Annotated in this window: 10 protein-coding genes and 1 pseudogene; all 11 read right to left on the minus strand. The window is 57.5% G+C overall.

All coding sequences use genetic code 11. The annotated features are described in order from the left end of the window. Positions 1-240: pseudogene (locus tag D1646_RS19865) on the minus strand (hypothetical protein); the annotation flags it as partial. An 18-nt stretch (positions 241-258) separates the two neighbouring features. Beyond that, entirely contained in the window at positions 259-1,584 is a 1,326-nt protein-coding gene (locus D1646_RS24060; protein ID WP_160638120.1) for a hypothetical protein, read from the minus strand. 366 nt (positions 1,585-1,950) lie between these two features. Beyond that, positions 1,951-2,853, minus strand: a complete 903-nt coding sequence (gene pfkB / locus D1646_RS19875; protein ID WP_160638121.1) for a 1-phosphofructokinase — start codon at positions 2,851-2,853, stop codon at positions 1,951-1,953. 2 nt (positions 2,854-2,855) lie between these two features. Beyond that, the gene (locus D1646_RS19880) at positions 2,856-3,605 is read right to left on the minus strand and encodes a DeoR/GlpR family DNA-binding transcription regulator (RefSeq protein WP_160638122.1); all 750 of its coding nucleotides are present in this window, start codon (positions 3,603-3,605) and stop codon (positions 2,856-2,858) included. A gap of 75 nt (positions 3,606-3,680) precedes the next feature. Next, on the minus strand, positions 3,681-4,661 hold the full coding sequence (locus D1646_RS19885; RefSeq protein WP_160638123.1) for a Gfo/Idh/MocA family oxidoreductase: 981 nt from the start codon (positions 4,659-4,661) through the stop codon (positions 3,681-3,683). Between the two features lie 36 nt (positions 4,662-4,697). After that, a complete protein-coding gene (locus D1646_RS19890) occupies positions 4,698-6,620 on the minus strand; it encodes a fructose-specific PTS transporter subunit EIIC (protein ID WP_160638124.1) in 1,923 nt (640 codons plus the stop codon). Positions 6,621-7,744: 1,124 nt separating this feature from the next. Further along, a complete protein-coding gene (locus D1646_RS19895) occupies positions 7,745-9,031 on the minus strand; it encodes a TRAP transporter large permease (RefSeq protein ID WP_160638125.1) in 1,287 nt (428 codons plus the stop codon). 12 nt (positions 9,032-9,043) lie between these two features. Then, positions 9,044-9,547, minus strand: a complete 504-nt coding sequence (locus tag D1646_RS19900) for a TRAP transporter small permease (protein ID WP_160638126.1) — start codon at positions 9,545-9,547, stop codon at positions 9,044-9,046. 127 nt (positions 9,548-9,674) lie between these two features. Continuing rightward, positions 9,675-10,748, minus strand: a complete 1,074-nt coding sequence (locus D1646_RS19905) for a TRAP transporter substrate-binding protein (RefSeq protein WP_160638127.1) — start codon at positions 10,746-10,748, stop codon at positions 9,675-9,677. A 57-nt stretch (positions 10,749-10,805) separates the two neighbouring features. Then, the gene (locus D1646_RS19910; RefSeq protein WP_160638128.1) at positions 10,806-11,726 is read right to left on the minus strand and encodes a transketolase C-terminal domain-containing protein; all 921 of its coding nucleotides are present in this window, start codon (positions 11,724-11,726) and stop codon (positions 10,806-10,808) included. Then, on the minus strand, positions 11,723-12,139 hold a 417-nt coding region (locus D1646_RS19915; RefSeq protein ID WP_347565260.1), incomplete at its 5' end, for a thiamine pyrophosphate-dependent enzyme. The genes D1646_RS19915 and D1646_RS19910, both read right to left, overlap by 4 nt.

Below are 12,139 nucleotides of genomic sequence, written 5' to 3' on the forward strand. Positions count from 1 at the left end.
AATTGTGTAGCCGCTGTCCCGGTCGCTGGAGGAGCTGCCGCCGGAGCTGGGACGGCTGGGGGTATCGGGGGTGTCCGGAGTATCCGGTGTGTCGGGGGTATCCGGCGTGTCGGGTTTTTCATAGATATCCACAATATTCCCGTTCTCGTCCCGGTCTACTACCACTTCCGCAAAGGCGGGCGCCGCCAGGGAGAGGGACAGCGCTAACGTTAGAGCCAGAGAGAAAATACGTTTTTTCATTTTGTTCCTCCTCCAGGCTTACTCGCAGGTAAGCGAAGCGGAAGCGGTGGGAACCGCAGTGTCGTCCTTCAAATCTGCGGCGCTGGCGAACTCAAAAATTGTAACATGGTTGCCGCTCTTGCTGGAGAAGGAATAGCCGTTTCTGTTCAGATCCAGAGTGCCGGTGAAGGTAAACAGAACGGAACGCTCATCCTTTTCGGCGGACTCGGCAACGCGCAGCACGTAGTACTTGCCGACCTTGATGCCGGAAATCTTGACGCCAGAGAGGCCAACGCTGGAGTCGGAGTTGTCAGCCTTCTCAATTTTCAGCTCGCCCTCAACGGGAGTGGGAGGAGTGGTGTTCCTAGTAAAGGTGACATTCACAGTCACATTCTCGGCGGGCATGGTAAACTGCTTGTCTGTTACAGCCACTGTGCCGCCGCTGGCCTTGGTGACGGTGATGGTGCCAAGGCTGTAGCCTGCGGCGTTGGTCGTGGTAATAGTAACTTCCTCGCCGGCCGAAGCAGTGGACTTGTCAACAGTAGCGGTACCGCCAGTAGTAGGAGCCACTGTGACGGTGTAGGTCTCGGGTGCAGACCCGTCGAGGCCGCTGTCGGTTTCCACAGACATATTCGCAACTGCGGCTTTAACATCATCTGTCTCTTCAACCGCGACAAAGTGGCACAGGTGCTTGGTATTGAACTGAATGCTGGTTGCGCCATTGTCCAGCGTCTTAGAGCCGTAGTAGGTGACGGTGCTGTCATCCTTGACGCAGAACACATGATAGGTCTTGGCGGTGGTCAGGCCCTTAATGGTAATGATAAGGGGGTCTGCCAGTGTGGTTCCATCAGTAAACTGCTTTTCGTCGCCGATCTTGATGGTAACTTCAACAGCTTTAGCAGCCGATGTAATAGCGCTGGAAATGGCAGAGTCAGTGCTCTGATCGACCGTGATATCACCGGCGGTTGCGCTTGTGACCGCAATTTCCATTTTGCCCTGATCCTCTACATCCACGGGCAGGACCAAAATGCCATTGTCGTTCTCAATCTTGGTGTCGCCGTTATCATCGACAGTAACAGAAGTGCCACTGGCCACCTTGGGCAGCAGTGTCAAGCCGGAGAAGTCGATGGTGTACACTTTGCCATTACCGGCCTTGTCTCCAACTTTAATCTTAAAGGTGTTCTCTGCAAGATCAGAAACATCCTCTTGGCCGTCCAGGAAGACAGCGATATCCAGACTGCCGTCGGTCAGAGTGAGCTCCTTGCCCTCTTTCGCGCCAACGGTCCGGTTATAGACTGTGATTTTTCTGTCGGCAACGCCTGTAACGTTGATGGGGAAATAGTGGCCCTCTTCTTCGGTTGCCACATTCCAACCAGTATACCCATCAAGATACTTGGCGGAACCCGTGGATTTTGGGAGATATTCAACTCTGGCAGTCCTTATGATGCGGCAGCTCCAGATCTTGGGCAGGCCGGGGATATGTCTGGCCAAGCGGGAATACGACGCCCCGCTGCGGGCCGAGATCATCCGCTGTGGAGAGGCCAGCGTAAAATGTATTTTTTCGATTGGCGAAAGCATTCATTTCTCGTCACAGCAAAAGCCGGGAACCCGTACAAGTTCCCGGCTCTATCATGAGGCGATCCCATTGACGCATGATGCTCTATTTGCAAATTCTTCCCTTCGTACGTTCTGCCACCAGTTCAGCATTCATGTTATCGGCACAAAGCAGCATTAAAAAGTTTCCAGCAAAGCCTTGACATCACCCGCGAGGGCCAGGCCATCGGAGAAGGCGGTGGCGGAGCCGGCGGCTGCCCCCATGCGGTGGGCGGCGGCATAGTCGTGCTCTTTCAGCCAGCCGGCCAGGAAGCCGGCCACCATGGAGTCCCCTGCTCCCACCGAGTTGCGTACCGTCCCCTTGGGGACGCCCAACCGGTGGGTTTTTCCTGTCTCGTCCACCAGCAGAGACCCGGCCCCCGCCATGGACACCAGCACGTTCCTGGCCCCCCGCGCCTGGAGCTGCCTGGCGCAGTCCTCAATCTCCCCGTCGGTGACCAAGGTCCGCCCAAAAATCTCCCCCAGCTCCCGGTCGTTGGGCTTGATGAGGAAGGGATTGTAGGGCAGCACCGCGCACAGCAGGTCCCGGGTTGCGTCCACCGCTGTGAGGATGCCCCGACCCTCCAGCCGCTGTAAAATGCGCTGATATATGTCGTCGGGGAGTGACTTGGGGATGGAACCCGCCAGCACCAGCACGTCTCCCTCCTTCAGCTGGTCCAGCTTGGCAAAGAGCTGCTCCAGCGCGGCGGGGGAGATATCGGGGCCCTGGCCGTTGATCTCGGTCTCCTGGCCCGCCTTAATTTTCACGTTGATCCGGGTCAGACCCCGCTCCAGCCAGATAAAATCGGTGTTGATACCCATTTCCCGCAGGCCCTGCTCCAGTCCCTTGCCGGTAAAGCCGGCCAGAAAGCCCAGGGCCACGTTGTCCACGCCCAGGTTGCGCAGGACGGTGGACACATTGATGCCCTTGCCGCCGAACTGAACTTCGTCGCTGGTGGTGCGGTTGGTCTCTCCGGGCTGAAAATCCTCCACCCGGACCACATAGTCCAGCGCCGGGTTGAAGGTGACGGTATAAACCATAGTTAAACCTCCTTGACCACTGTGTGGTCCATATATCGTGTATCCCGCAGCCGGTCGGTGATGATCACAGCCCCCTTCAGCGGGAACATCACCGCCGCCGACACGGCGTCAAACTTGCTGGAATCGGCCAGGACCCAGGTCTGCTGGGACCGGGCGGCGGCCAGCGCCTTGACCATGGCCTCCTCCGGGTCGGGAGTTGTAAAACCCTGACCCAGAGAGATGCCGTTGGCCCCCAGGAACGCCTTGGTGAAGTTATATTTTTTCAGACCCTCCATCGCCTCCCCGCCGATGATGGCCAGGGTGCCCGGCTTGAGCACGCCGCCCAGCACATAGGTGCGCAGGCCCAGCCGGGGCAGGCGCTGGAGGCATTCGATGCTGTTGGTAACGAAGATGGCCCGGGGGGCGCGGATGTAGTCGGCCATGTGCATGACGGTGGAGCCGGCGTCCAGAAAAACTACGTCGTCATCCCGGATGAGCCCGGCGGCGTACTGGGCAATGCGCTTTTTCTCCGGGGTGCGGAGCTGACGCTTTACTTCCATGGTGGGCTCGTCGCTGAAAAAGGTCTCCTTCACCGGCAGCGCCCCGCCGTGGACCTTGTTCAGCTTGCCCCGCTGGGCCAGCTCGGTCAGGTCCCGCCGGACGGTGGCCTCTGACACGCCGATGACCTTGCTCAGATAGGCCACACTCACCGACTCCTGATGGGACAGCTCCTCCAGAATCCGGTCCATCCTCTGCTCCGCCAACAATGCCATTACAGTCGCTTCCTCTCTCATTTGATCGATTATCTTATTTTATCATCAGGATCAAAGGAAAGCAACCATCTTCTGTCACATTTCTTCCGGATAGATCACGCCCCACTCGCTGCGCAGGCGGGTCATCAGGTCCATTACGTCTGCGGTATAGGGCAGAAGCATATTGCCGCCGGTGCGGATTGCCTGCTCCATGTCCTCCAGCTCGTAGCGGAGGGCGTCGGCGGTGCGGCCCGCTTTGACGGTCTCCCGCTGTCCGGTCTCTGCGTCCACAATGACCGCCTCGTCCGCCCGGGGATATTCCATGATCTCAATGTAGCCCTTTTCGCAGGAGATCACCGCCCGCTTGGGCTGCTTGGAGTGGAGGGATAGTGCAGCCGTAACCAGCTGGCCCTCCCGGTTGGCCATGGCGATGGCGGCGCTCTCGTCAACCCCAGTGGGGGCCTTGCGGACGAAGGAGCTCACCTGGTCCGGTTTGGAATCCAGGAACAGCCGGGCCAGGGAAAAGGCGTACACGCCGATATCCAGCATAGCGCCCCCCGCCAGCTTGGGGTTGAAAAAGCGGTTGCTCATGTCGTAGACCTTATAGCTGCCGAAGTTGAGCTGGACCAGGTTGACCTTTCCCAGCGCGCCGGAGGCAACCCGCTCCCGCAGCTCCCGATAGAGGGGCATATGGTAGATGGTCATAGCTTCGGCTAGCACCACGCCGTTCTCCCTGGCCAGGGACACGGCTCGGTCCAACTCCTGGCTGTTCAGGGTTATGGACTTCTCACACAGCACATGCTTGCCGTGGGACAGGGCTTTTTCCAAAAAGACCATGTGTGTGTTGTGGGGCGTAGTGATGTAGATGACGTCGATCTCCGGGTCGGTGAACATATCGTTGTAATCGGTGTAGACCTTGGGCACGCCGTATTTTTCCGCGAAGGTGACGCCCTTGTCATAGGTGCGGTTGCCCACGGCATCCAAGGTGCGGCCCATGGACTGGAGGGCCTGGGCCATCTGATTGGCAATGACCCCGGTGCCCAGCACGGCCCAGCGCAGCTTCTGGAGTTCACTCATATTATCATCCTGCCTTTCCTGTTTTGCTCTATTGTATCACACTTTTTTCTTTTTCAGCAGACCCAGCATGAACATGCCGGCTACAGAACCCATAGCGATGGCGGCGGCATAGCCCAGGGGGTTCTGCATCACCGGGAATACGAACAGGCCGCCGTGGGGCGCGGGAGAGGCACAGCCAAAGGCCATTGACAGAGCGCCGGCCACGGCGGAGCCCACAATGCAGGAGGGGATCACGTGGATGGGGTCAGAGGCGGCGTAGGGGATGGCGCCCTCCGTGATAAAGGACAGGCCCATGATGAAGTTCACCGGGCCGGACTTGCGCTCTTCCTCGGTAAAGCGGTTCTTGAAAAAGATGGTGGCCAGGGCGATGGAGATGGGGGGTACCATGCCGCCTGCCATAACGGCGGCCATCACCGGGGAGAAGCCGCCGGCGGCCATAGCGATGGAGGCGGTCCCGAAGACGTAGGCCGCCTTGTTGATGGGGCCGCCCATGTCGGTGGCCTGCATCCCGGCCACCAGGGCGCCCAGGATGACGGCGGAGGAACCGGCCATAGAGTTCAGACCATTGGTGAGGGCATTGTTCAGCATACCGACAAAGGGATTCACCAGGCACATAAACGCGCCGGTGAACACCAGACCCACTACGGGGTAGATGAGGATGGGCTTCAGTCCCTCCAGGGACTGGGGCAGCCTGTCACAGCCCTTGCGCAGCCACTTCATAAACCCGCCGCCCACAAAACCGGCCAGCAGTCCGCCCAGGAAGCCGGCGGGGATAATGGGGACCGTGGGGTCGGCAAAGTAGGCGAAGGTAGCGCCGCTTGCAGCCAGAGAACCGCCGACAAAGCCCACCATCAGGCCGGGCCGGTCGGCAATGGACTGGGCGATAAAGGCCGACAGAATTGGGACCATGAAGCTGAACGCCAGATTGCCGGCCTTATTGAAGAATGCGGCCAGCGGGGTTGATGAGCCAAAGGCCGCCGTGCCCGCTGCGCCTCCGTCCAGCAGGAAGGACAGGGCCATAATGATACCGCCGCCGATGACAAAGGGAAGCATATGGGATACGCCGTTCATCAGGTGCTTGTAGAGACGGCGGCCCAGGCTCTCGCTGCCGGTATCCTCCTCCGCGGCCCCGCCCTGGTGGTGGTAGATGGGGGCTTGGCCGCTGACGATTTTCTGAATCAGCTCCTCCGGCTTGTTGATACCGTCGGAGACCGGGACCCGCAGCAGGGGCTTGCCGTCGAACCGAGCCAGGTCCACGTTTTTGTCGGCGGCGATGATGATGCCGTCACAGGCGGCGATCTCCTCCCGGGTGAGGATGTTCTTGGCCCCGCCGGAGCCCTGGGTCTCGGCCTTGACCCCGATGTTCAGCTCCCGGCCCTTTTTCTCCAGAGCCTCAGCCGCCATGTATGTATGGGCGATGCCGGTGGGACAGGCGGTGATGGCCAGAACCCGGAGTCCCGCCTGGGGCTGTTCCGCCAGGGCAGGGGCCTCGTCGGGGTACTTGGCCCGCTCCTGAGCGTCGATCAGCTCCAGGAAAGTTTTCACATCCCGGGTGTCCAGCAGCTTTTGGCAGAACTCCTCATCCATGAGCATCACCATCAGATGGGCCAGCATGTCCATGTGGATGTCGCCGCCGCCCTCCGGAGCCGCAATCATAAAGAACAGCTTCGAGGGTTCCCCGTCGGGAGAGTCGTAGTCAAGCCCGTTGGGGACCGTAATGGCAGCCAGGCTGGCCCGCTTCACTGCGGCGCAGCGGGCATGGGGGACAGCCACACCGTCGCCCACGGCGGTGGAGTCCAGCTCTTCCCGCGCCCAGATCTCTTTCTTGTAGGCCTCTTTGTCAGAGATGTTTCCCGCCTTTTCGTGGAGATCCACCAACAGGTCGATGGCGGCGGACTTGTCGCTGGGGTTGGCGTGGAGCTGGATGGTCTCTGTCCGGAGCAGGTCGGTTATGCGCATGGTTGATACTTCCTTTCCTGACTATTTGAGATTGAATTAGATTAAACACCTTGTATTTTGATTATATCAGGATGCCCTTTTTAAGTCAAACAGATTCAATCAACTTCGCTCACAAAAATTACATTTCAATTTTGTAGATAATCAACAAAAAAAGATGCCTGCTGCAGGAGAGGGGCTTTTTCTTGGACCTGCTTCTGCGGCCTCTTGACCCTCTCTGACGCCTTCTGCGTCGGTTTCTTTGTGAATTGAGGCCGTAGATCGGTGTGGCACATCGGCCAGAAATCGCTCTTGAGGTGCTCCTGCCCCAGGGGCATTTTCATCCCCGGGGGTTACTCAGGGGGCCGGTTTTCCTCTGTCTCTATAACCGCCACAGACTGCTGAGTCCAGGCGGGGGTATACGCTGAAGAAGACACGATTGCCCGCCAATCTGTCCGGATCAATATAAGGAGCCAACCCTCAAGTGTTCCTTGATAGCTGGCTCCTGTTGCCCTTCCCCCGCTACAATCGCCGGGGGGCTGTATTGATTGTCTCCTTGATTTCTATGACCGCATAGCCGCTTTCCTTTCGCCGGACCTTGGCGTCGCTGCCACGCTTGAAAATGGCTTCTATCGTCTTTTTGTCTCCTTAAAATTTTATCAACACCTATTGCATCATTCGCGCTGCCTGCGCATAATAATGATAGATGGAGTTGGTCGTGGTCCCCAAACCCACCTTTGGCGGCTGGGCTGCGGTCAGCTCCGCTTTTTTCGCTAACGCATCATAAAAGGTGTGGAAATTGGAAATAAGGAACGAAATGAATTTATACGCCAGAAACAGCAAATCGCAAACACATTATTTCAGCAAGACAGCATCTGAATCCTTGTTGCCCGCCCGCTGGAAAACCACAAAATTTCTTTGGAATTTTATTGCAATTTCAAATTGGCGTTGACACTTCGATGCCCGTGAATTTGGTAATGAATTCTGCGGCGGTTTCCAGCAGAGCGTCAGCGGCGTCAAATTTTTGTATCCCGGTTGTCAGTACACTCCCCATAGGGCAGCTGCAATCCCAGCCTGCCATTTGTCCCCAAGGATATGGAATGCCGCAGCGTGCGTTTCCACAGAAAATGTATCCATTTGCGGCTCAACTACATGAATCCCATCAGGGAGGGCAGCCAGGTGACAAATCCCGGGAAATAGGCTACCGCCAGGGTAAACAGCAGCAGTGCCGCCATCCAGGGAACCATCGCCTTTGCCAAGCGCAACATAGGCATGTTTAAAATCCGGGCAGTAATAAATGTGGTCATACCATAGGGCGGCGTCAGGGCGCCCAAGGTGAGGGCCACCAGCTGTAGAATGCCGAAATGGATCAGATTGATTTGGAACACCTCCAGTACACTCAGCAGCATAGGCGTCACAATCACAGTAATGACTGCACCGTCCATCAGCATACCCAGAAACACGATGAGCAGAACCACCAGGAGAATGAACAGGGCCCGGTTGTCCACATAGGCCACAATCAGGTTTACAAGTGTCTGAGGCAGCTTGGTCCGCACAATAACCTGCCCAAACATGGTAGCCACCGCCAGAACTCCGCCGATGACGGTCACATCCATGGCTGTCTCTTTGAAAATCTCCCAGAGACGCTGGGGGTTAACCAGGCGGTAGACAACAGTAGTGAGAACGGTGCAGTACACCACGACAATGGCGGCGGCTTCCGTGGCGGTGAACACGCCGCTGTAAATGCCAATCAGCAGAATGACCGGGGCCATTAGGGACAGAAAGGCTTCTTTGAAAGCCTTCCAGACCTCCCGTAGCTTGGGCAGGGGGTCCCGGGCGTAATTGCGTTTGTGGGCAAAGAACTGCACCATCAGCATCATAATCAGTGCCCAGGCCACGCCGGCACACAGACCAGCCATAAACATCCCCATAATGGAGGCGCCTGTGATGGAGACATAGATCACCACGTTCAGGCTGGGCGGGATCAGCGGCGAGAGGATGGCAGAGGCGGCGGTGACGCTTCCCGTGAACTCGTCATCATACCGGTCCTCCCGCATAGCCTTGATCTCAATGGCTCCCAGCCCACCCGCATCTGCGGTGGAGGTGCCCGACATACCGCCAAACACCATGCTGGCGAAGATGTTCACCATTGCCATGCCTCCTGGCAGCCAGCCCACCAGCTTGCGGGCAAAGTTAAAAATCCGGGTAGTGATCCCCCCCTCGTTCATGATTTTTCCGGTAAACAGGAACATAGGCAGGGCTAGCAGAGTGAAGCTGTTTAGGGCGTTGATGGTACCCAGAGAGATAGAGATAATCTTGAATCCGCCCCGTGTCATTGCCAGGGTTGCCACCGAGGCCAGGCCCAGGGAGGGGATTACCGGAATGCTGAGGATCATCAGCAGGACCATCAGAATAAAACAGTAAATTCCAACCATATTGTTCCCCCTTTACTGATTGCCGGCTTTGCCGGTGAGCAGATGGCCGATGTCCTTCAAAGTGCTCAGAACGGTGTTCAGGGTGGAGACCACCAGCCCTACGAAAATAGTGTAGTACAGATAGCAGATTTTCACATTGGTAAAAGCTTCGAAGCTTTGATTGTTTCCCGCCGCTGTATTGGCGGTGAGCAGTACGCCATAGGTGATGATGGCTAGGAACACTCCCAGCGTCAGCTTGGCAAACACTGCGTACCAAGCCCGGACCCTAATGCCGAGCCGGTCGGAGAACACAGTGATAACCAGATGCAGGCCTTTGTCCGTCGCCGCAGCCAGACCGTAAAACACGGTAACCATAAAGGCGTAGCGGGCGATCTCGCTGGTCCAGGTGGCCGTTATGGTCAGGACCCGGAGGATCACCTGAAGAAACAGGCACACCGTTGTGACGACAAGCCCTCCCGCACTGATGGCGATGGAAGCGTGCGTGGTGGCTGCTGTTACAGTTTCTAAGAATTTCAATGGATAAACCTCCACATTCACAGGGTATCGTTTCGGAAAACGCAAAACGAAGAAACACCAGCACATTCGACGAACCGGATGTGCTGGTGTCATTTAGGCAGGATCAGCTCATAGATACCGGCTCCGCTTATTTCGCGTAGGACATGACCTCATCGTAGGTGGCGCCAGTCCAGGTGGTCTCAAAAATTTCCTTGAGGACGGGTTCCATAATCTCCACGATCTCCGCACGGACGGCGGGGTCCAGCTCAGTAAACTCCAGGCCAGCGTCGATCATGGCCTGTTTGGAGGCCTCCATGGACGCATCCCGCTTGTTGTCGAACTCAGCGAAGCAGGCCTCAAATTCCTCCTGGATCGCCTGCCGATAGGCGTCAGGCAAGCTGTTCCAAGTGTCGTTGCAGGCGTAGATACAGGTGATATCCGCCTCATGGTTGGTCTCGGTCAGATAGCCGGCCAGTTCCTGGAGACCGGTGTCGGCGAACTGCTGATAGGTGTGGCCCACCGTGTCAATCACGCCTGTCTGGAGAGAGGGGATGACCTCGCCCCAGGGCATAATGTTTACGTTGACGCCGATGGCTTTCCACAGGTCCACCGCCGCGGGGTTGGAGGAAATGCGCAGCTGCAGCCCGTTGAAGTCCGTCAGCGTCTTAATGGGCTTGGTGGAGATCAGGTTGTGCTGGCCCAGCAGAGTGGCGCAGATCTGGTGGGTATTGTAGTCATTTTCCATGACCTGCTGATAGCGCTGACCGATTTCAGAATTCCAGACCGCCCAGAAGTGGTCCATGTCCTGCATCCACCAGTAGCCGGTGAGGAAGGCGTAGTCATTGATGGCTACCTTCGCCATGATGCCGGTGTTCAGGAAGTCCAGCTCGCCGTTCTGCATCTGGCTGTACATTTCGGTATCGTTGCCCAAGGTGCTGTCCGGGAAGAATTCGATGGTCACATGGCCGTCGGTCTTCTCGTTGATTCGCTCACAGGCGTCCGCAATCAGCGGGGTTATCAGTGCGGTGCTGGTCATGGTGGAACCCATGGTAAAATAGTACTCCTTCTCCAGTGCGGGGTCGACCGCTCCGTCTCCGGACGCGGATACAGAGGAGCTTCCGTTCTGCTGGAGGCTGGACGCCCCGCCGTCTGTCTGACCGCAGCCGGCCAGACAGCCTACGCACATCGCAGCACATAACATCATTCCAAGTAGCTTTTTCATAATTTCCTCCTTAGTTTTTATCATTTTGAACGAGATCGCTCCCGACAAAATACAAGTTTACAACAGTGCTTTCGCCTGCCTGCATATGTTCTCTGGCGTCAGGCCGTAGGCCTGAAACAGGTCTTCGGGCTTGCCTGACCGCCCAAACTTGTCTATAATGCCCACCATGCCGAAGCCGCCGCCGGGCACACCGGCAATCACCTCCGCTGCCGCGCTGCCCAAGCCGCCAATGACAGAGTGCTCCTCCACTGTTAGGATGGGCATCTGGGCGTGGAAGGCCAGCGTCGTCTCCCAGTCAAAGGGTTTGATACTGATGTGGTTGACCACCGCAGCATGAATCCCCTCCCGCTCCAGCAGTTCTGCCGCCTTTAGACTCTCCTCCACCATCAGGCCGGAAGCCATGAGGCAGATGTCGCTCCCCTGGCGCAGAATATGGGCCTGCCCTGGGACAAAGGGGGCATCCTCCGGGGTTAACACCGCCCTGGGCGGCCGTGCGATACGGACATACACCGGCCCCTCCGTTTTGGCCGCCGTCCGAACGGCCTGCTTCAGCTGGACAGCGTCGCAGGGAACAAAAATTTTCATGTTGGGCAGTACTCGCATCAGAGCGATGTCCTCAATGCTCTGGTGGCTGCCGCCGTCCTCTCCGGTGCTGATGCCCGCATGGCACAGGCCGAACTTGACATTGGCGTTGGCATAGCAGACAGAATTTCGAATCTGCTCATAGGCCCGCCCCGCCCCAAACAGGGCAAAGGTGCTGACAAAGGGCATCAGGCCGTTGTGGGCCATCCCGGCGGCGGCGCAGACCATATTGGCCTCGGCAATGCCGAAGTTATAGAATCGGTCGGGGTGGTTTTTTTCAAAGATACAAGTCATGGTGGCGTGGGCCAAGTCGGCGTCGCAGACAACCAGGTTTTCATATTCCTTTCCAAGTTCGGCCAAAACCTCGCCATAGGCCTGCCGCTGTGATATCATCATACTGTCACCCCCAATTCCTGCATCGCGGCCTCATAGGACCGGGCATCGATCGGCTTGCCGTGCCACCCAACCCGGTTTTCCATAAAGGAGACGCCCTTTCCTTTTATGGTGCGGCAGCAGATAAACTTGGGCTGGCCGGTCACTGGCGCCTCCAGGGCGGTGGTGATGGCGTCCATGTCGTGGCCGTCCACATCAAAGCAGGCGAAGCCAAAGCTCCGATATCTGTCCACAACGTCTCCCAGGCTCATCACGGAATCCACCGCCCCGTCAATCTGCAGGCCGTTATAATCCAAAATGACCGTCAGATTATCCAGCTTATAATGCCTGGCGGACATGGCCGCCTCCCACACCAGCCCCTCCTGGGTCTCTCCGTCCCCGGTAATGGCATAGACATGGTAGTTTTTTCCCTGATG

Origin of the sequence: Pseudoflavonifractor sp. 60 (genome assembly GCF_009911645.1) — a bacterium.
In the GTDB taxonomy this organism is placed as follows: Bacteria; Bacillota; Clostridia; order Oscillospirales; family Oscillospiraceae; genus Lawsonibacter.

What these genes read in the sequence shown, in the direction of transcription:
- D1646_RS19890 (WP_160638124.1), bottom strand. Translation starts at nt 6,620, where the DNA reads ATGCGCATAACCGACCTGCTCCGGACAGAGACCATCCAGCTCCACGCC.
- D1646_RS19880 (WP_160638122.1), bottom strand. Translation starts at nt 3,605, where the DNA reads ATGGCATTGTTGGCGGAGCAGAGGATGGACCGGATTCTGGAGGAGCTG.
- D1646_RS19910 (WP_160638128.1), bottom strand. Translation starts at nt 11,726, where the DNA reads ATGATGATATCACAGCGGCAGGCCTATGGCGAGGTTTTGGCCGAACTT.
- D1646_RS19905 (WP_160638127.1), bottom strand. Translation starts at nt 10,748, where the DNA reads ATGAAAAAGCTACTTGGAATGATGTTATGTGCTGCGATGTGCGTAGGC.
- D1646_RS19895 (WP_160638125.1), bottom strand. Translation starts at nt 9,031, where the DNA reads ATGGTTGGAATTTACTGTTTTATTCTGATGGTCCTGCTGATGATCCTC.
- pfkB (WP_160638121.1), bottom strand. Translation starts at nt 2,853, where the DNA reads ATGGTTTATACCGTCACCTTCAACCCGGCGCTGGACTATGTGGTCCGG.
- D1646_RS19885 (WP_160638123.1), bottom strand. Translation starts at nt 4,661, where the DNA reads ATGAGTGAACTCCAGAAGCTGCGCTGGGCCGTGCTGGGCACCGGGGTC.